We start from the raw sequence: 20,047 nt of genomic DNA, 5'->3' as shown, positions 1-20,047 counted from the left end.
GGGACGTCACCGTTGCGACCTCAGCGGCCTCAGGCGGCCGAGGCCGTCCGGGTGTTCGTCGTGACGGTCAGTCCACCGTCGGCGACGTCGACCCGCAGTCGACCGCCCTCGTCGAGTTCGTCGTCCAGCAGCAGGTCGCTGATCCGGTCGTCGACCTCCCGCTCGATCGTCCGGCGCAGCGGCCGGGCACCGAACTCGGGCTGGTAGCCCCGCTCGGCGATCCAGTCGACCGCGGCGTCGCTGAACTCGATGTCGATGTCGCGCTCCGCCAGACGCTGCACGGTCCGGTCCAGCAGCATCCGGGTGATCGTCCGCAGCTGGTCGCTGCTGAGCTTGCGGAAGACCACGATCTCGGTGATCCGGTTGAGGAACTCCGGGCGGAACTCCTCCCGCAGGCGCGGCATGATCCGCTCCGCGAAGTCGGACTCGGAGCTCTCGTCGGACTTGAAGCCGATCGGGCCCGACTTGCTGGAGACGATGTCCGCGCCGAGGTTGCTGGTCATGATCAGCACCGTGTTGCTGAAGTCCACGGTCCGACCCTGACCGTCGGTCATCCGGCCGTCCTCGAGCACCTGCAGCAGCGTGTTGAACACGTCCGGGTGCGCCTTCTCGATCTCGTCGAGCAGGATCACCGAGTACGGGTTGCGCCGCACGGACTCGGTCAGCTCACCGGCCTCGCCGTGGCCGACGTAGCCCGGGGGCGCCCCGACGAGCCGGCTGGCCGTGTGCTTCTCCTGGAACTCGCTCATGTCCAGCCGGATCATGCGCTTGGCATCGCCGAACAGCGTGGTCGCCAACGCCTTGGCCAGCTCGGTCTTGCCGACGCCGGTCGGTCCCAGGAACATGAAGCTGCCGATGGGGCGGCCGGGTTCGCCGAGGCCGCTGCGGGAGCGCCGCACGGCACGGGCCAGCGAGTGCACCGCGTCGTCCTGGCCGACCACCCGGTTGTGCAGCTCGGTCTCCAGGTTGCGCAGCCGCTCCTTCTCGGCCGTGGTCATCTGCTCGACCGGCACGCCGGTTGAGCGCGAGACCACTGCCGCGATGTCCTCACGGGCGACTTCCACTTCCGAGTGCGCCTCTCCGGACTCGGAGGACAGCTGGTCGAGCTCGGACTGCGCCGTGCTGATCTCGTCGCGCAGCCCCGAGGCCCGCTCGTAGTCCTCCTCGGCGACGGCCGAGTCCTTCTGCTGCTCCAGCCTTTCGATGCGCTGCCGCAGCTGGCCGACGCGGCTGTCGGGCGAGGCCGTGAGCAGGCGCTTGCGGGCGCCGGCCTGGTCGAGCAGGTCGATGGCCTTGTCCGGCAGATTCCGGTCGGTCAGGTACTGGTCGGACAGCCGAACAGCCGCGTCCAGGGCGTCCGCGCTGTAGCGGATGCCGTGGTGCTCGGCGTAGCGTTCCTGCAGTCCGCGCAGGATCTCGACCGCGTCTTCCACGCTCGGCTCGCCGATGCGCACCGGCTGGAACCGGCGCTCGAGCGCCGCGTCCTTCTCGATGTTCTTGCGGTACTCCTCCTGCGTGGTCGCACCGACGATGTGCAGCTCGCCGCGGGCCAGCCGGGGCTTGAGCATGTTGCCGGCGTCGACGGCGCCTTCCGCGCCCCCGGCCCCGACGACCGTGTGCAGTTCGTCGATGAACACGATCAGGTTGTCCTGCTCGGTGACCTCGTCGATGACCTTGGTCATCCGCTCCTCGAAGTCACCGCGGTAGCGGGTGCCGGCCAGCATGCCGGACAGGTTGAGCTGGACCACGCGCTGCCCGGACAGCGCTTCCGGCACGTCGTTGTCGACGATGCGCTGGGCCAGGCCCTCGACGACCGCCGTCTTGCCGACACCGGCTTCGCCGACGAGCACCGGATTGTTCTTCGTGCGCCGCGACAGGATCTCGATGCTCTCCTCGATCTCCTGGTCGCGCCCGATCACCGGGTCGAGCTCGCCGCTGCGGGCGCGGGCGGTCAGGTCGGTGCCGTACTGGTCCAGCGTCGGCGTGTCGCTGTTCTGCTGGGCCTGCTCATCGGTCTGCTGCGGCGCCTGCGCCGCGGCACGCACCGACTCGGGGTTCGCGCCGGCGTTGTTGAGCAGCCGGCCCGGTTCGGAGTCGCTGCTCGCGGTCATGGCCAGCAGCACGTGCGTCGGGGCGATGTAGGTCGAGCCCAGCGTCTGGGCGACGCGGTGGGCGCCGGCCAGCACCGTCTTCGCGGCGGGCGTCAGGGCGACCTCGGCCTCGGCCTCGTCACCCCCCGCCTGCGCGGCCGGCGGCAGGTTGGAACGGATCGTGTCGGCGAACGCGGACACGTCCACCCCCGCCTGGCGCAGCACGCCGGAGGTGGGCTGCTGCTGCGTCACGGCCCACAACAGGTGCAGCGCGTCCAGCTCCGACTGGCCGCGCTCGCGGGCGAAGCGGGCGGCTTCGGCGAGCAGCTGCTGGGTCTGCTCGGTCAGGAGATCGGTCAGGTTGACACGACGTCCCTCGTCGCCGCCGCCCGGGCCGCCTCCCTGCGGTCCGAAGAAGCGGGCGAAGTACTCGTCGAACGGGCCCTGGCCGGAACCCATGGGTCCGAAGAAGGTCGGCATGGTCTCCTCCTCGCAAGGGCGGGCTGAGCCTCATTGCCAGGCTTCGCCGCCATCAAATTGAGCCTACTGTTATCAAGTAACGTTAGCGCATGCTCTGGCATTCCAAGAGGGAGTGATCATGACGAGGATCACAGCGGGGGAGTACGGAGGGTGTTCCGAGCGGGCGGTCCCTTCTCGCCCGGCGCTGGCTCGCCCAGTACTGCTCGGGGTATCCAGTGCTGCTCGGGGTATCCGGTGCTGCTCGGGTCGCCAGAACTGCGACGCCCAGTGCTGCCCGGTTGCCCAGTGCTGCCCGGCCGGTCCGCGTCGTCCTCGACGTGAGCTTGCTCCGCGGCACCGAGCGGTGCGCCCCGGTCGGACCTCTGCTCGATCGGACGGGGGCGTGCCGGGCGGGTGGTGAGCACGCGCAACGTTGTTGCCGGGTGGACTGCTCTGCGCTGAGCACGCTCCACGCATCCGGCAGGTTCACCCCGCACAACTCCGCGAGGGCGGCGGGTATTCCAGCCGCGAGGTGCGATGACGCCGCAAGCCCGCCCCCGCGTGCGCGCGGCGAATGCTGGGCACGGCGTCGACAGCTCCGCCGCGAGCAGCCGCCCGCGCACGCGCGATGAACACGGCCCCGGCGTGCTGCTGCGGGATAGCTGCGGGGTCGCGGGGTGCGGCAGCGGAGCGCGCGGCAGGCGCCGGAGCTCGAGCGTCGTAGATCACGAGTCCGGCGACCTCGGGTGCCCTGGCACACTGTGGCCATGACGGAGCAGTCGGCACACGATCCCGCCTGCGCGGTGGCCCACGGCGACGGCGCGCAGGAGCACCCGGACCGCGAGCTCGTCGCGGCGTTCGCCTCCCCGGTCGCCGAGCACCTGCTGCGCTACGCCGCCGACGCGGGGTTCCGCGTGCGTCTGCTGGAACCGGATGCCGGGCGTGCGGAGGGATTCCGCGGATCCGGCGCGCCGGTGCTGTCCGCGGCCGCGGGCTGGGCGCCCAGCGCCGACGTCGTGGTGACCGACCACCACCGGCAGGAGCTCGGTCCGCTGCTGCGCGACGTGCTCGGCGAGCCCGTGCGGTGGATCGGCGTCATGGGCAACCCGCGGCACGAGGGTCCGCACGTGCGGGCGCTGCGCGAGCTCGGAGTGGCCGAGGAGGACATCGCTCGGGTGCACCGCCCGATCGGGCTGGACATCGGCTCGCGCGCCCCGGCGGAGATCGCGATCGCCACCGTGGCCGGGCTGCTGGCCGACCGCAACGGTCGGGCCGGGGGTTTCCACCGGTGACGGTATGAGCAGAAACGCCACGGGCAGGAACTCGGCGCACAAGATCGAGAGCACGAGCGCGCCGCCGCGCAACACCCGTCCGCGCAACCGGCGGGCGCTGATCACCGCGGCGGCGGCCGAGCTGTTCCACCGGCGGGGTTACGCCCAGGTGTCGATGAGCGACATCGCCGAAGCCGTCGGAGTCCGCTCCTCGGCGCTGTACCGCCACTTCGCCGGCAAGCAGCACCTGCTGACCGAGGTCGTGCTCGACGAGATGCGCCCGCTGCGCGCGGGGGCCGAGCACCTCGCGGTCTCCGACGTGGACCGCGTCGTGGCGGAGCTGGCCACGCAGGCGCTCGACCACCGCCAGCTCGGCGTGCTCTGGCAGCGGGAAGCACGACACCTGCCCGCAGCGCAGCGGGAGACGCTGCGCGAGGAGCTGCGCGGCGTCGCCCGGGCGCTGGAGCGCGTGGCCCGGTGCCGCCGTCCCGAGCTCAGCCGCGAGGACGCGTGGTTCCGGGCGTGGTGCCTGTTCAGCGTGCTGACCAGCCCGTCCTACCACCGCGCCGAGCTGCCGCGCGGGCAGTTCGAACACCTGCTGCGGGCGATGCTCGCGGTCGTGCTCGACCAACCCCCGCGCCGCTTCACCCGTCCGGACGAACGCGCGGAGGCGCAGCGGCACGCCGCCGTGCCCCCGCGCGCCTCGCGCCGCCGCCTCGTGCTCTCGGCGGCCACACGGCTGTTCTCCGAGTGCGGCTACACCCAGGTCACCATCGAGGACGTCGGTGCGGCGGCGGGCATGTCGGGACCGAGCCTGTACAACTACTTCGCCAGCAAGCAGGAACTGCTCAACACGGTGATCATGCGCGGTTCGGCGTGGCTCGAAGTGGAACTGGAGCGCACGCTCGCGCGGCACGCGGATCCCGCGGACGCCCTGCGGGCGCTGCAGCACACCTACACCGACTTCGCCTTCGACCACGGCCGGTTCATCGACATCCTCGTCAGCGAGGTGCACCACCTGCCGGACGAGCAGCGGCACCGCGCGCGGCAGACGCAGCACGCCTACGTGGCCGAATGGGTCGGGCTGCTCTGCGAGGCGCGGTCCGGGCTGGACGCGGCGCGGGCGCGGGTGCTCGTGCAGGCAGCGCTGACACTGGCCAACGATCTGGCGCGCACGGGCTCCGCGCGCCACCTCGCAGCTCTCGAGTCGACGGCGGCAGCGTTGATGCTGGACTCGGTCCTCGAGGATCCGATTGCGCTGTGGTGAGCTAGTGTCTATTCACTTACTCCGGGAAACCGCTGGGCACTCGACTGATCACCGTAAGTGTCGTCTAGGGTGGACTCACTTGGAAATTGACTGCGGCGCGCTCGGCGGGCTAGCCTTCCGCGAGGCGCGGTGCGCCCGGGCCTCGCGGATCCGGATGTTGCGAGCTGCGACGAGCGCGTGCCGGCAGCGGCCGGGCGGTCGCCGCACCTGGGGAGCGCGCGACCCGGCACGAGGCGGACTGCAGGGAACGAGAACTGGGTTGGTTGATGAGCAGCGCGACGGAACCGGTCGGTGAGCCACCGGTCGACACGCCCGACATCCACACGACGGCGGGCAAGCTGGCGGACCTGTACCGCCGCAACGACGAAGCCGTGCACGCCGGATCCGAGCGCGCGGTGGAGAAGCAGCACGCCAAGGGCAAGAAGACCGCGCGGGAACGCGTCGACATGCTGCTGGACCCCGGCTCGTTCATCGAGATGGACGAACACGCGCGGCACCGGTGCGACAACTTCGACATGGCGGAGTACCGGCCCTACGGGGACGGCGTCGTCACCGGCTACGGGACGATCGACGGACGCCGGGTCTGCGTGTACTCGCAGGACTTCACCGTGTTCGGCGGCAGCCTCGGCGAGGTGCTCGGCGAGAAGATCGTCAAGGTCATGGACCTGGCCCTGAAGACGGGATGCCCGCTGATCGGCATCAACGACTCCGGTGGAGCGCGCATCCAGGAAGGCGTGGCCGCGCTCGGGCTCTACGCGGAGATCTTCAAGCGCAACACGCACGCCTCCGGCGTGATCCCGCAGATCTCGCTGATCATGGGCCCGTGCGCCGGGGGCGCGGTCTACTCACCGGCGATCACCGACTTCACGGTCATGGTCGACCAGAGCTCGCACATGTTCATCACCGGGCCGGACGTCATCAAGACCGTGACCGGTGAGGACGTGAGCTTCGAGGAGCTCGGCGGTGCGCGCACGCACAACACGACCTCCGGCAACGCGCACTACCTGGCCTCGGACGAGGACGACGCCGTGGCCTACGTGAAGGAGCTGCTGTCGTTCCTGCCGGAGAACAACCTCACCGAGCCGCCGGTCTTCGACGGCCCGGCCGAGCAGGGCGCGGTCGCCGAGTCGCTGACCGGTTCCGACCGCGAGCTGGACACGCTCGTGCCGGACTCGCCGAACCAGCCCTACGACATGCACGAGGTGATCTCCCGCGTCGTCGACGAGGGGGAGTTCCTCGAGGTGGGTCCGCTGTTCGCGCAGAACATGCTCGTCGGGTACGGGCGCGTCGAAGGCCGGTCCGTCGGCATCGTCGCCAACCAGCCCACCCAGCTGGCGGGCACGCTCGACATCGACGCCAGCGAGAAGGCCGCCCGGTTCGTGCGCACGTGCGACGCCTTCAACATCCCGGTGCTGACCTTCGTGGACGTGCCCGGTTTCCTGCCCGGTACCGACCAGGAGTTCAACGGCATCATCCGCCGCGGCGCCAAGCTGCTCTACGCCTACGCCGAGGCCACGGTCCCGCTCGTGACGGTGATCACTCGGAAGGCTTATGGTGGGGCGTACGACGTGATGGGGTCCAAGCACCTCGGCGCCGACCTCAACTTCGCGTGGCCGACCGCGGAGATCGCGGTGATGGGCGCGCAGGGCGCGGTGAACATCCTGTACCGCCGGCAGCTGTCCGAGGCCGCCGAGAACGGGCAGGACGTGGAAGCCGAGCGTGCGCGGTTGCAGCAGGAGTACGAGGACACGCTGTGCAACCCGTACCAGGCGGCGGAGCGCGGGTACGTGGACTCGGTCATCCCGCCGTCCTACACCCGCAGTTACGTCGCCCGCGGCCTGCGCATGCTGCGCACGAAGCGGGACGACCGGCCGGCCAGGAAGCACGGCAACATCCCGCTGTGAGCCGGAGGGAAGCGATGGCCGACAACGAAACCGCCGATGCCGCCTCCCGCCCCGAGCTGCGGGTGGTGCGCGGTAATCCTGACGACGCCGAACTCGCCGCGCTGGTCGCCGCGCTCCACGGCGTCGCCGGTTCCGGGGCCCCGGCGCAGGCCGCTCCGGAGCGGTTGAACCGGTGGGGCGCGCAGGACGTCCAACTGCGGTGGCCGCACGGCCGGCGGCCGCTGCGGCCCGGGCCGGACGGCTGGCGCGCCTCCGCGCTGCCGCAGTGACTGCCGCAGTGACAGCGGCAGTGACGGCGCCCGCCGGTCAGGGCCTGCCGATCAGGGCATGCCGGGCAGGGCCTGCCAGGTGGGGAAGCACGTGCTGATGGATCGAACGACACTCCGGCGTCGCGCCGGGAACAAGAGGAGTGGGCCACTGTGGACGTGACGCCGATCAACAAGGTGCTGGTCGCCAACCGCGGTGAGATCGCGGCGCGCGTCATCCGGGCGTGCGCCGACGCGGGAATCGCCTCCGTCGCCGTGTACGCCGAGCCGGACGCCGACGCACCGTTCGTGCGCCTGGCCGACGAGGCGTTCGCCCTGGGCGGTGCCACGGCCGGGGAGAGCTACCTGAACATCGACAAGCTCGTCGAGACCGCGCGGCGCAGCGGCGCCGACGCGGTGCACCCCGGCTACGGCTTCCTGTCCGAGAACGCCGATTTCGCCCAGGCGGTGCAGCAGGCGGGACTGATCTGGATCGGCCCGTCACCGCAGGCCATCCGCGACTTGGGGGACAAGGTCACCGCCCGGCACATCGCCACTCGCGCAGGTGCGCCGCTGGTGCCGGGGACGTCGGACCCGGTCGCCGACGCCGACGAGGTCGTCGCCTTCGCCGCGGAGCACGGTCTGCCCGTCGCGATCAAGGCGGCGTTCGGCGGCGGCGGCCGCGGCTTGAAGGTCGCTCGCACGATGGAGGAGATCCCGGAGCTGTTCTCCTCCGCGGTGCGCGAGGCCGAGGGCTCCTTCGGGCGCGGGGAGTGCTTCGTGGAGCGCTACCTCGACCGTCCGCGCCACGTCGAGGCCCAGGTCGTGGCCGACCAGCACGGCAACGTCGTGATCGCCGGCACCCGCGACTGCTCGCTGCAGCGGCGGCACCAGAAGCTCGTCGAGGAGGCCCCGGCGCCGTTCCTGTCCGATGCCCAGCGGGACATCATCCACGAGGCGGCGCGGGGGATCTGCCGCGAGGCCGGCTACCACGGTGCGGGCACCGTGGAGTTCCTCGTCGGCGAGGACGGCACGATCTCCTTCCTCGAGGTCAACACGCGACTGCAGGTCGAACACCCGGTCACGGAGGAGACCACCGGCCTGGACCTGGTGCGTGCGCAGTTCCGCATCGCCAGCGGTGAGAAGCTGCACGTCACCCACGATCCCGCGCCGAGCGGGCACTCCATCGAGTTCCGGATCAACGGCGAGGACGCCGGGCGGAACTTCCTGCCGACGCCCGGTACCGTCACCGCGTTCCACGCGCCCGCCGGTCCGGGCGTGCGCCTGGACACCGGTGTGGAGACCGGCAGCGTCGTCGGCGGGCAGTTCGATTCGATGCTGGCCAAGCTCATCGTCACCGGCGCCGACCGGCAGCAGGCGCTCGAGCGGTCGCGCCGGGCGCTGGCCGAGATGCAGGTCGACGGCCTGGCCACGGTCGTGCCGTTCCACCGCGCCGTGCTGCGCGACCCGGCGTTCACGGCCGTCGGTGGCTTCACGGTGCACACTCGCTGGATCGAAACCGAGTGGGAGAACACGATCGAGCCGCACACCGGCGGGACCGACGTCGCCGAGCAGGAGGAGCGGCAGACGATCACCGTCGAGGTCGGTGGCCGGCGTCTCGAGGTGTCCCTGCCCGCCCAGTTCGCCGCGCCCGCGCCGGCGGCGAAACAGGGGGCGAAGCCGCGCAAGCGCTCCGCGAGCAAGGCCGCCAGCACCGTTTCGGGCGATGCCGTGACCGCGCCGATGCAGGGCACGGTCGTCAAGGCTGCCGTTGCGGACGGTGACGAGGTGGCTGCCGGTGACCTCGTGGTCGTGCTCGAGGCGATGAAGATGGAGAACCCGGTGACGGCGCACAAGGACGGCACCGTCAGCGGGCTCACGGCGCAAGCCGGGGACTCGGTCTCCCAGGGCACGGTGCTCTGCGAGATCAACTGACCCTCGCCCACGCGTTCGGGACAACTCTTCCCAGCACGTGCGGTCGCTGCTTCGGCCACTGTGGATGGATCGTGCCCCGGCCGCCGCACCAGGACGGAGCCCTTCTCGTCAGCGGGCGAAATCGATGCTGCCGTGATAGGACAGTGCTGTCGAACAGATACGCGTCGTCACCACGATGCGCGGAATCGACAGCAGGCGGTGAAACGTTGCTCGGCAACACGGCACGGCAGTGCGAGGTAGTCGGGTGCGCGTGCGCACTGTTCGAGGCGTACGCGTCCGACCACTTATTACGCACCTGACTCCGCGGAACACGATCGTCGGTGGGGCGGTTCGAGCGGCAACGCCGAACCGCCCCGTTCGGTTGTGCAGCCCGTGATCGGTGGCGCCTTGCCGGGGGCCTGGTCCGCGGTCCGCGCAGTTGCGGGAGCGGTGCGGCGGACCAATACTCACCCGGTGCGCCCAATTTCGAGAATCATTCGTCCGCGAGGGTTCCCCCGCGCACGCCAGCGCTCCGCTGGGCAGCCCCGGAACTGGACTGTTCGGCGAGTTCAGCCGCGTGCGCACGCCGCGCAGCGCGCCCGAGCGCTCCTGCGGTGCGGGCGGTGTGCCCTCCGGGTGGATTCCGCGCTGCGGGAGGCGTGATGTCCGACTCCGATCAGGACCGCGCCGCTGCCATCGCCGCGGCGGTCCTCTACAGGGGATCCCGGTTCTCCCTGACTCGAACAGTGGACTCCCCGAAGTCGTTACGCTGGCAGTTCGGCGTGCTCCTCCCCTCGGACGCGGCGGCCCGCGACGTCGGCGAGGACTCGACGATGGCGACCGACTGCCTGCTGCTCGACGAGCCCGCGGCGGAACTGCGCGTGCGGCTGCGGTTCCTGCAACTGCAGGACTGCGACGTCGAACAGCGCGTTTCCGGGCACGACGGGCCCCCGGAGCTCGCACCGGTCGCCGAACGCGATTGCGGGGCGGGCTCGTCGAGCCGGCGCGAAGAAGTCGAACACGACCTCCAGGTGCTCGTCCGCGATCTCGGGGATCTGGAGCGCAGTCCCGTGGACCAGCCCCTGCACGTGCCCGGCACCCGGCAGTACGCACTCCTGCACGGCGACGGCGACGTGCAACGCGGCCGGATCACGCGCACGCGCCAGCCCGTCGACGCCCGACTGCGCGTCATCGTCGAGCGCCAGCCTCCCGGGCTGCTGAAACTGCGGTTCGAACTGGTCAACACGACGGTGTCCAACGGGGACGGACACGACCGGACACGGCACGCGCCCCGGGAACACGCGCTGCACCGCTCGCTGCTCAGCCCGCACCTGCTGCTGTCGGTGACCCGTGGCCGGTTCCTGTCCGTTCTCGACCCTCCCGACTGGGCCGAAGCGATCGCGCGGGACTGCGTTCACCGTCGGCTCTGGCCGGTGCTCACCGACGACCACGGTGCGGACCGCTCGATGCTGGCCTCGCCGGTGATCCTGCACGACCGTCCACACCTGAGCGAGCACGGAGCGCGCTGGCGACGCTCCAGGATCGCCGGAGAGCGCGACATTCCAGCGCCGCGCCACACCGCATGACCGCTGCCGCGTCCGCGGTGGGCCTCGAGGGGAGCGGCGGCTCAGACGAGGAACTTGTCCGGAGTGAGCGGGAGGTCCCGCACGCGCCGTCCCGTCGCGTGATACGTCGCGTTGAGCACCGCGGCCGGTGCGCCGACGATGCCGATCTCACCGATCCCCTTGGAACCCATGGGATTGACGTGCGGATCCTCTTCGTCGATCCACTCGGCGTCGATGTCGCCCACGTCCGCGTTCACAGCCACGTGGTACTGCGCGAAGTCCCGGTTGACCACGTGCCCGAACCGCGTGTCCAACACGCCTTCCTCGTGCAGCGCCATGGACACACCCATCACCATTCCGCCGAGGAACTGGGAGTGCGCCGTGCGCGGGTTGACGATGCGGCCGGCGGCGAACACGCCCAGCATGCGCGGCACGTGCACCTGCCCGGTCCGCGCGTGGACTCGCGCCTCGGCGAACTGCGCCCCGTACGCGCTCATCGCGTACTGCCGCCCATCCGGGTTCTTCTCCGCGCTCGCCTCGGCCTCCGCCCCCTCCGAGGGATCGGACCCGTGCTGCTTGCGGAATTCCTCGGCCGCGGCGGCCACCGCGGTTCCCCAGCTCGTCGTGCCCGAGGACCCGCCGGCGACCGTCGCGAACGGCAACGCGGTGTCGCCGATGTGCAGTTCCACCGCCTCGATGTCGACACCGAGCGCATCGGCGGCGATCTGCCGCAGCGCCGTCCACGCTCCCGTACCGAGGTCCGCGGCCCCGATGCGCACGAGGTAGCCGTCCGGGGTGCGGGTGATCGTCGCCGTCGACCCCGGCAGGCGATGCGTGGGATAGGCCGAGGCCGCCACCCCGGTGCCGATGAGCCAGTCGCCCTCGCGACGCACACCCGGGGTGGGATCGCGCCCTTCCCAGCCGAACCGCTCCGCGCCGCGCCGCAGGCAGGCAACCAGGTTGCGGCTGGAGAACGGCTTGCCGCTGTTCGGATCCGCGGTGGTGTCGTTGCGCACCCGCAACTCCACCGGGTCGACTCCGCAGGCGGAGGCGAGCTCGTCCATGGCGACCTCACCGGCGAACATGCCGGGGCACTCGCCCGGTGCCCGCATCCACGACGGAACCGGCACGTCCAAGGCGGCCAGCCGGTGCGTGGTGCTCCGGTTGGGTGCGGCGTACATGCTGCGTGTGGACACCGCGCTCTGCTCGGAGAACTCCTTGATGCGCGCGGTCTGCTCCACCGACTCGTGCACGATCCCGGACAGGCGTCCTTCGTGATCGGCACCGAGCCGCAACCGCTGCACGGTGGGCGAGCGGTAACCGGTCAGCCCGAACATGTTCTGCCGCGACACCGCGTACTTGACGGGGCGGTTCTCGTCCACCAACCACGTCGCCATCGCCGTCAGGACGACGTGCGCGTGCGGCAGCCCTTTGGATCCGAAACCGCCGCCGACGTGCGGGCAGACGACGTGGACACCGTCCGGGTCGAGCCCCAGCACTCGCGCCACCGTCTCGCGCACGGAGTGCGGCCCCTGGGTGGAATCGTGGAGGGTGAGCCGCGCGCCGGCGCGCATCGCCACGGTCGCGTGCGGTTCCATCGGGTTGTTGAACTCGTACGGCGTTCGGTACGTGACGTCCACTGTGACCGGTGCTGCGGCGAGAGCCCCGTTCGAATCCCCGATTTCGGTGTCCGCGGGCGACGAGGAGCTCACGTCGGTGGGTGCCCGCAGGTCGGTGCGGTCCGCGCTGAAGTGCGCGTCGTGCTCGTCCTGCTCGTAGTGCACCGGGATGTCCGCCGCGGCATGCCGGGCGACCACCGGGGAATCGGCGAGCACCGCCCCGATGAACTGCCCGCGGAAGTGCACCTCGGGCGACTGCAGGATGGCCAGTTCGGCATCCTCGTCCGGTGCGGTGCGGGGCGCGTTCTCGTGCGTGAGCACCGCGAGCACACCGGGACGTCGCACCGCGGAGCTGTCGATGCCGCGGATGCGCCCGCGCGCGATCGTCGACTGCAACGGGGCGAGGTAACAGGGCGCCTGCATGCCGTGCTCGTAGGCGTACGGCGCGCGACCGGTGACTTTCGCCACGCCGTCATCGCGGCGCCGGTCGGTGCCCATGGCGCGAGCTGCGAGGTTCTCGGTCATGACGCCTCCTGCTGGCTGGCGAGGTCCGCGAGCGCGCCCGTCACGGCCGCGCGCACCATCGGCACCTTGAACGTGTTGCCCGTCAGCGGTTCCGCCTGCGCGAGTTCGGCTTCTGCCGCCGCGCGGAACCGCTCTTCGGTGGCCGGTGCACCGCGCAACGCCTCCTCGGCGCTGGTCGCGCGCCACGGTTTGTGCGCCACCCCGCCGAGAGCTATGCGCACCTCGTCGATCCGCCCCGCGTGCAGCTGGAGCACTGCTGCCACGGACACGAGCGCGAAGGCGTACGAAGCGCGGTCGCGCACTTTGCGGTAGGTCGAGTGCATCGCGGCGGGAAGCGGCGGCAGCTCGACGGCGGTGATGAGCTCGCCGTGTTCGGCGACCGTGTCGTGCTGCGGCTCCTGGCCGGGCAGCCGGTGGAACTCACCGCTGGCCACGCGGCGCTGTCCGCGTGGGCCGCGCAGCAGCACCTCCGCGTCCAGCGCGCGCAGCGCCACCGCCATGTCCGAGGGGTGCACCGCTACGCACTGCTGGGAGGCGCCGAAGATGGCGTGGTAGCGCGTCCATCCGTCGAGCGCCGAACACCCGGATCCGGGGTCGCGCTTGTTGCACGGCGTGGACGGGTCCTGGAAGTAGGCGCAGCGGGTCCGTTGCATGAGATTGCCGCCGGTCGTGGCGAGGTTGCGCAACTGACCCGAGGCACCGGACAGCACGGCCTGCGCCAGCACCGGGTAGCGCTGCCGCACCGCGGGTTCGGCGGCCAGATCGCTGTTGCTGACGTTCGCGCCGATCACGAGTCCGCCGTCTTCGCGACCGTCCACGGTGTCGAGCGCGAGACCGGTGATGTCCACGAGCACGTCGGGAGCGGCGATGCCGAGTTTGAGGTGGTCGACGAGGTTCGTGCCGCCTCCGAGGAAGGTGGCCCCGGGGGTTTCGGCCACGGTGGCGATCGCCTCGTCGGTGTCGGTGCTGCGGTGGTAGTCGAACGGAATCACGGGCGGACCTCGCGGATCGCTGCGACGATGTTGGCGTAGGCGCCGCACCGGCAGAGGTTGCCGCTCATCCGCTCGCGGATCTCCGCGTCGTCGAGCTCACCGGCGCGGGCGTCGTCGGTGGTGACCGCGCTGGGGCGGCCGTCACGGGCTTCGGCGAGCATGCCGACGGCCGAGCAGATCTGTCCCGGAGTGCAGTAACCGCACTGGAACGCGTCGTGGTCGAGGAACGCCTCCTGCACCGGGTGCAGCCCGCCGGCGGCCAGTCCTTCGGCCGTGATGAACCGGACGTGCTGGTTGGCAACCGCCAGCGACAGGCAGGTGGTGACGCGCTGGCCATCGGCCAGCACGGTGCACGCGCCGCACTGCCCGTGGTCGCACCCCTTCTTCGGGCTGGTGTTGCCCAGGTGATCCCGCAACGCGTCGAGCACCGTGGTGCGCGTGTCCACCGTGAGCCGGTGCTGCTGCCCGTCGACGTGCAGCGTGATGTCCGCTTCCATCGGCAGTTCCTCCCGCTCTCGCGCGGCACGGGGCCCACCGGTGATTACCCCGGCTGCGAGCGCGCTAATCCCGGTTGCGCAAGCTGCTCGGCATCTGCTCGGCACGTGCGGCAACCGGCACGTGCGGCAACCGGGGAGCGTGCGCGGACCGCATCATCGGTCGTGCGGTCCGCGCCCGGGGGGAGCAGTGCTACTAGAATGCAACCGTCATCCCGGGTCGCCGCAGGTGTCCCCGCGGGCCCGGGCTGCGGTCGCCGTCCCGTCGTGCCAAGCGCTGGAGCCCGAACCCATGAGCGACAGCAATTCCCCGCTCACCACGCACCGACCCGGCGACGGCACGGTGCCCTCGGAGGACGTGGCGCGGTTGCTCGTGCACTGCCCCGACCGCCCCGGCATCGTCTCGGCCGTGAGCTCGTTCTTGACCAGAGCGGGGGCGAACATCGTTTCGCTCGGGCAGCATTCGTCGCAACCGCAGGACGGCACGTTCTTCCAACGCACCGTCTTTCACCTGCCGGGGCTGGTGGCGCGGCGCGCCGAACTCGAACGCGCCTTCGCCGCGGAAGTCGCCGGGCCGATGGACATGGAGTTCACGCTCACCGAGGCGGGCAAACCCAAGCGGGTCGCGATCATGGTGTCCAAACTCGACCACTGCCTGCTCGATCTGCTGTGGCGCAACCGGCGTGGCGAACTGGACATGACCGTGGCCATGGTGCTGTCCAACCACCCGGACCTGGCCGAGGACGTGCGGTCGTTCGACGTGCCGTTCATGCACATCCCGGTCAGCCGGGAGACGAAACCGCAGGCCGAGCAGCAGCAGTTGGACGCGCTCCGCGGCAACGTCGACCTCGTCGTGCTCGCCCGCTACATGCAGATCATCTCCGGGGACTTCCTCTCGCGCATCGGCTGCCCGCTGATCAACATCCACCACTCGTTCCTGCCGGCGTTCATCGGTGCGGGGCCGTACCGCAGGGCCAAGGAACGCGGGGTCAAGCTCATCGGAGCGACCGCGCACTACGTCACCGAGGACCTCGACGAGGGGCCGATCATCGAACAGGACGTCGTGCGCGTCGGACACCAGCACGGCACGGCGGATCTCGTCCGGTTCGGCGCCGACGTCGAGCGCACCGTGCTGTCGCGGGCGGTGCGGTGGCACTGCGAAGACCGGGTGATGCGGCACGAGAACACGACCGTGGTGTTCTGACCGCCCTGCGCGCGGTCTCCGGTGCGCATGCACCGTTCGTACCCCGTTCGGGCGGGGGCATTTACAGCCCGCCGCCCGCGCCCCACGATGGGTGATGTTCGAGCGGAGAACGTGAGTCGGCACCGCTCACGGCCACCCGCACCGTGCCGCGGTTGCCGGCGACGCGGGACGCGGCGAACCGCGATGCGCGAGGGGCGATGCGCCATGGGCAAGGCACGACGGCTGTGGGCACTCGACGGGGCGCGCCTGACGATGCAGCGCAGCGCCCTCGTGCTCGGGGACGCGGGCACGGTCACGCTGCCGGTGCCCACCTTCCTCGTCGAACACGACCGGGGTCTCGTGCTCGTGGACACGGGGTTGGCACCGGAAGCCGCCGACGACCCCTACGGGGTGTACGGATCGCTGGTCGACGCGGTGAACATCGAGTTCAGCCCCCAGCAGCGCGTCGACCGGCAGATCGAATCGCTCGGCTACCGGTTGACCGACGTGCGCCACGTGATCTGTTCGCACACCCACTTCGACCACACCGGCGGGCTGCGGCTGTTCCCGCACGCCGAGCTGTACGCCGGTGCCGACGACCTGCCGTACGCGTTCTGGCCCAACCCGGGTGCGGCCCCGTTCTTCCACCCCGCCGACCTGGACGCCACGCGGAAGTTCCACTGGAACCCGCTCGTCGGCGACCACGACCTGTTCGCCGACGGCAGCATCGTCATCCTGTTCCTGCCGGGCCACACGCCCGGCAACTGCAGCGTGCTGGTGCAGCTCGAGCACAGCGCGTTCCTGCTCTCCTCCGACACGGTGCACCTGCGCAGCGCTCTCGACGAGGACCTGCCGATGCCCTCGGACTTCAACACGCAGCAGGCCGTCGAGTCGATCCGCCGGCTGCGACGGCTGTCCACGGCCCACGACGCGCCCGTGTGGATCGCGCACGACCCGGCGGACTGGGCCGCGTACCAGCACGCACCGCACGCCTACGAGTGAGCTGCCGGGGCGCGAACCGACCGTCGAAGGGTGATCCATGTCCGAGCGCACCAACGAAACCGTGTTCACCTGGGCGGCGCCGCCGCTGAAGTTCGGTGCCGGCGCGGTCGAGGAACTCGGCTTCGAATGCGAGCAGCTCGGTCTCGACAGCGTGCTGATCGTCACCGACCGCGCGGTGGCAGCCACCGGCGCGGCCGACCGCGCGCGCAGCGCCGTGCAGGCCGCGGGGATCAGCGCCGGGATCTACGACGGGGCGCACAGCGAACCCACCGACGCGAGCATCCGCCAGGCCGTCGACGACGTCCCCGGCGGGGACTGGAGCGGTGTCGTGGCCGTCGGCGGCGGATCGGTGATCGACACCGCGAAAGCGATCGCGCTGCTGACCACGTACCCGGACGACCTGATGGCGCACGTCAACCAGCCGATCGGGCAAGGCAAAGCCCCGCCCGGCCCGGTCAAACCCGTGGTCGCCGTGCCCACCACGGCCGGCACCGGCGCCGAGAGCACCGCGGTGTGCATTTTGGACCTGTTGGAGCTGAAGGTGAAGTCGGGCATCAGCCACGCGCGTCTGCGGCCGGTCAAAGCGGTCGTCGACCCGACGCTGTCGTTGCCGCTGCCGCCGCACGTGACCGCGTGCGCGGGCATGGACGTGCTCTGCCACGCGCTCGAGTCGTACACCGCACGCCCGCACCACGCGTATCCGCGGCGCAGCGCGGCCGAACGCCCCACCTACGTCGGCGCCAACCCGATCTCGGACGCGTTCGTGGAAAAGGCCATCCCGCTGGTGGCGCGCAGCCTGCGCCCCGCGGTGATGCGCGGCCACGACGAGCAGGCCCGCACGGACATGATGCTGGCCGCCTCGTTCGCGGGCATGGGGTTCGGCAACGCCGGGGTGCACATCCCGCACGCGTGCGCCTACCCGATCGCCGGGCGGGTCACGGACTTCCACCCGCCGGACTACTCCGCCGAGGAGCCGATGGTGCCGCACGGCGAGTCGGTGGCGCTGACCGCACCGGCGGCGTTCCGCTTCACCTTCCCCGCCGCGCCGGAGCGGCACGTGCACGCCGCCGAACTGCTCGACCCGTCGGTGGCGGACATCGCCGATCGCGCGGAACGCTTGCCGGCGGCGCTCGTGTCGCTCATGCGCGACATCGGCATCGCAAACGGGGTCTCCGCGGTCGGCTACGGAGGCGGCGACATCTCCACGCTGGTCGACGGAACGCTGAAGCAGCAGCGGCTGCTGACGATGTGCCCGCGCGACGTGGGCGAGGCCGAGCTGCGTGCGATCGTGGAGGCCTCGCTGACGAACTGGTGACCGGCGAACTGGCCGAGCGGGTCATGCCCGCGTGCGCTGCGCGTAGTCCGCGGCGATCCCGTCGAAGGTCATCCACCGCACGCCGTCGTGCGCGTTGAAGTGCTCGATCAGCCGCTCGTGCATGAGCAGCGTCTGCGGCCGGCCGGAGACGTCCGGGTGGATGGTCATCGTGAACACCGCGTAGTCGTATTCGCGGTAGACCCAGTCGAACTGGTCGCGCCACAGCTGTTCGATGTCGCGCGGGTTGACGAAACCGTGGCTGTTCGGGTTGCCCTTGACGAACAGCATCGGCGGCAGGTCGTCCAGGTACCACGAGGCCGGGATCTCGATCAGCTCGGATTCCGCGCCCCGCCGCAGCGGGTGCATCCACTCCGACGCGGGGCGGGAGTAGTCGATCGGTGTCCACGAGTCGCCGACGCGCACCCGGTACGGCAGGAAGTCGTGGTGCATCAGCGAGTGGTCGTAGGTGATGCCGCGTTCCAGCAGCAGTTCGTTGGTGACCGTGGAGAACTCCCACCACGGGGCGACGTAGCCGGTCGGACGCGTGCCCGCGCGCTGCTCGATCAGCCCGATGCAGCGGTCCAGCACGTCGCGCTCCTGCTCGCGCGACATCGAGATCGGGTTCTCGTGGTTGTAGCCGTGCACACCGATCTCGTGGCCCGCGGCCACGCACGCCTGGAACTCGTCGGGGAACGTCTCGATGGAATGGCCCGGCCAAAACCACGTGGACGGCATGCCGCGGCGTTCGAACAACTGCAGCAGGCGGCCGACGCCCACCTCCCCGGCGAACATGCCGCGGGAGATGTCGCAAGGGGAGCCCTCACCGCCGTACGACCCCAGCCAGCCGGCGACCGCGTCCACGTCCACGCCGTAGGCGACGAGGATTTCCTTGGCCATCGCAGACACACCCTTCCCGTTTCGCGGATCACGTGCTCGGCAGCGCGCCGACCGCGCGCAGCCACTGCTCGCATCGCACCACGGCGCGCCGCGGTTCGCCTTCGCTGGCCAGTGCTGCGGCCAGCAGCAGCCGCGCCTGCCACGGCGGCAGGTCTCCGGCGAACAACGCACCCGCGTCCGCCAGGGCACGGCCGCCCCCGCTGTACAGCGGGGCCACCGGTCCGGCTCCGGTGCGCGTTGTGACCAGCACCGGCAGGCCCGCGGCGAGATGCCGCTGGCAGGCGTCCACCGTCGCGGGGGTGGCGTTGCCCGCCCCGAACCCGGCGAGCACGAGTCCCCGCGCGCCGGCGTCGACCGCGTGCTCGACGGCACCGCCGTCCACACCCAGGTACTGCCCGATCACGTCGACGCGGGGCAGTTCGGGCGTGCTCGGATCGAGCAGCGGTTCCCACCGCGGATGGGCGTGCTTGCGCACCCCGGTTTCGTCGACGCGACCCATCGGTCCGCGACCGGGCGCGTCGAACGCGGCCAGGTCCAGGCTGTGCACTTTCCGCGCACCGACGGTGGGCAGGATGCGGTCGGCGAAGGCGACGCTGACACCGGTGCCGGCCGCTTCCTCCGCGGCGGCCCAGCGCAGGGCCGCGGACAGGTTGCGCGGACCGTCCGGCGCCGCGTCGTCGAAGGGGCGCTGCGCCCCGGTGAACACCACCGGAGCGGATCCCGCGTGCGTCAGCGACAGCAGGAACGCGGATTCCTCCATCGTGTCGGTGCCGTGGGTGATCACGACCCCGTCGGCCTCGTCGCACGCGTGGCGCACCTGTGCGGCCAACGACAGCACATCGGGCACGGTCGCGGCGAAGCTGACGATCGCCGCAGCATCGCGCGCGTGCACGTGCACGCGCTCGAGCGGGTGCACCTCCCGCGCCGCGGCGAGCAGGTCGGCGGCGCCGACGGCGACCTGGCGTCCCCGCGTGCCGGACCGGGTGGCGATCGTGCCGCCGGTGGCGAGTAGGGCGAGTTGACGCACGTGACCTCCGCAGGAGTGGGGGATCGGACCGTGTTGATCCTGCGACTGCCCACGACCTGCGTCAACCGCCTCGTCGGTGGCGCCCGGCACGGCAACCGGCGCCTCCACCGAAGGCACGGACGGCGGAACATGCGCGAGCACCCACCGCCCGGCATGGAAGTGCTCCGTGCGCAGTGCTTTTCGGAACCGTCCTGTGTGCACGTCCGTTGCGGACACCTGGTCGACAGCACGTGCCGTGTCGATCTGCGACGCATCGCCCCGCACGGCGGTGGGAGTCG

At 71.1% G+C, this 20,047-nt stretch carries 15 protein-coding genes; 9 read left to right on the top strand and 6 right to left on the bottom strand.

Annotated elements, in window-relative coordinates; translation table 11 throughout:
* Positions 1 to 29 precede the first annotated feature (29 nt).
* Positions 30 to 2,570, bottom strand: coding sequence for an ATP-dependent Clp protease ATP-binding subunit (locus ACVGV2_RS10955; RefSeq protein ID WP_459162266.1), 2,541 nt, complete (start codon positions 2,568 to 2,570; stop codon positions 30 to 32).
* A gap of 746 nt (positions 2,571 to 3,316) precedes the next feature.
* Between ACVGV2_RS10955 and ACVGV2_RS10950 the strand changes: the two genes are divergently transcribed.
* The 6 genes from ACVGV2_RS10950 to ACVGV2_RS10925 all read left to right on the top strand — a co-directional run bounded on the left by ACVGV2_RS10950 (position 3,317) and on the right by ACVGV2_RS10925 (position 10,736).
* Positions 3,317 to 3,841 carry an XdhC family protein gene (locus ACVGV2_RS10950; RefSeq protein ID WP_459162265.1) on the top strand — a complete coding sequence of 175 codons (525 nt, stop codon included), beginning with the start codon at positions 3,317 to 3,319 and terminating at the stop codon, positions 3,839 to 3,841.
* Between the two features lie 4 nt (positions 3,842 to 3,845).
* The gene (locus tag ACVGV2_RS10945) at positions 3,846 to 5,087 is read left to right on the top strand and encodes a TetR/AcrR family transcriptional regulator (RefSeq protein ID WP_459162264.1); all 1,242 of its coding nucleotides are present in this window, start codon (positions 3,846 to 3,848) and stop codon (positions 5,085 to 5,087) included.
* 266 nt (positions 5,088 to 5,353) lie between these two features.
* Positions 5,354 to 6,991: an acyl-CoA carboxylase subunit beta gene (locus tag ACVGV2_RS10940; protein ID WP_459162263.1), complete on the top strand. Its 1,638-nt coding sequence runs from the start codon at positions 5,354 to 5,356 to the stop codon at positions 6,989 to 6,991.
* A 14-nt stretch (positions 6,992 to 7,005) separates the two neighbouring features.
* Entirely contained in the window at positions 7,006 to 7,260 is a 255-nt protein-coding gene (locus tag ACVGV2_RS10935) for an acyl-CoA carboxylase subunit epsilon (RefSeq protein WP_459162262.1), read from the top strand.
* Between the two features lie 150 nt (positions 7,261 to 7,410).
* Positions 7,411 to 9,171, top strand: a complete 1,761-nt coding sequence (locus ACVGV2_RS10930) for an acetyl/propionyl/methylcrotonyl-CoA carboxylase subunit alpha (RefSeq protein ID WP_459162261.1) — start codon at positions 7,411 to 7,413, stop codon at positions 9,169 to 9,171.
* A gap of 641 nt (positions 9,172 to 9,812) precedes the next feature.
* Positions 9,813 to 10,736 carry a hypothetical protein gene (locus tag ACVGV2_RS10925; RefSeq protein WP_459162260.1) on the top strand — a complete coding sequence of 308 codons (924 nt, stop codon included), beginning with the start codon at positions 9,813 to 9,815 and terminating at the stop codon, positions 10,734 to 10,736.
* A gap of 41 nt (positions 10,737 to 10,777) precedes the next feature.
* Here the strand turns inward: ACVGV2_RS10925 and ACVGV2_RS10920 are convergent, their stop codons facing one another.
* The 3 genes from ACVGV2_RS10920 to ACVGV2_RS10910 are packed head-to-tail and all read right to left on the bottom strand — an operon-like array spanning position 10,778 to position 14,348.
* A complete protein-coding gene (locus tag ACVGV2_RS10920) occupies positions 10,778 to 12,859 on the bottom strand; it encodes a xanthine dehydrogenase family protein molybdopterin-binding subunit (protein ID WP_459162259.1) in 2,082 nt (693 codons plus the stop codon).
* Positions 12,856 to 13,851: an FAD binding domain-containing protein gene (locus ACVGV2_RS10915; protein ID WP_459162258.1), complete on the bottom strand. Its 996-nt coding sequence runs from the start codon at positions 13,849 to 13,851 to the stop codon at positions 12,856 to 12,858. The genes ACVGV2_RS10920 and ACVGV2_RS10915 overlap by 4 nt, the downstream gene beginning before the upstream one ends.
* Positions 13,848 to 14,348, bottom strand: a complete 501-nt coding sequence (locus tag ACVGV2_RS10910) for a 2Fe-2S iron-sulfur cluster-binding protein (protein WP_459162257.1) — start codon at positions 14,346 to 14,348, stop codon at positions 13,848 to 13,850. Before ACVGV2_RS10910 ends, ACVGV2_RS10915 begins: the two co-directional genes overlap by 4 nt.
* A 289-nt stretch (positions 14,349 to 14,637) precedes the next feature.
* Here ACVGV2_RS10910 and purU point away from each other — a divergent pair, with 289 nt between their 5' ends.
* The 3 genes from purU (at position 14,638) to ACVGV2_RS10895 (ending at position 17,845) form a co-directional block, all read left to right on the top strand.
* Positions 14,638 to 15,549 carry a formyltetrahydrofolate deformylase gene (gene purU, locus ACVGV2_RS10905; RefSeq protein ID WP_459162256.1) on the top strand — a complete coding sequence of 304 codons (912 nt, stop codon included), beginning with the start codon at positions 14,638 to 14,640 and terminating at the stop codon, positions 15,547 to 15,549.
* 204 nt (positions 15,550 to 15,753) lie between these two features.
* Positions 15,754 to 16,530 (top strand): N-acyl homoserine lactonase family protein, encoded by a 777-nt coding sequence (locus tag ACVGV2_RS10900; RefSeq protein WP_459162255.1) that lies wholly within the window; start codon positions 15,754 to 15,756, stop codon positions 16,528 to 16,530.
* 37 nt (positions 16,531 to 16,567) lie between these two features.
* Entirely contained in the window at positions 16,568 to 17,845 is a 1,278-nt protein-coding gene (locus ACVGV2_RS10895) for a hydroxyacid-oxoacid transhydrogenase (protein WP_459162254.1), read from the top strand.
* A 21-nt stretch (positions 17,846 to 17,866) separates the two neighbouring features.
* Here the strand turns inward: ACVGV2_RS10895 and ACVGV2_RS10890 are convergent, their stop codons facing one another.
* Together ACVGV2_RS10890 and ACVGV2_RS10885 are read right to left on the bottom strand one after the other, a co-directional pair.
* The gene (locus ACVGV2_RS10890; RefSeq protein ID WP_459162253.1) at positions 17,867 to 18,742 is read right to left on the bottom strand and encodes a polysaccharide deacetylase family protein; all 876 of its coding nucleotides are present in this window, start codon (positions 18,740 to 18,742) and stop codon (positions 17,867 to 17,869) included.
* Positions 18,743 to 18,770: 28 nt separating this feature from the next.
* Entirely contained in the window at positions 18,771 to 19,769 is a 999-nt protein-coding gene (locus ACVGV2_RS10885) for an asparaginase (protein ID WP_459162252.1), read from the bottom strand.
* Between the last annotated feature and the right edge of the window lie 278 nt (positions 19,770 to 20,047).

The organism is Bounagaea algeriensis, assembly GCF_054491375.1.
The sequence above is the reverse complement of the archived record's forward strand: the minus strand, read 5'-3'. Positions and strand labels throughout refer to the sequence as shown.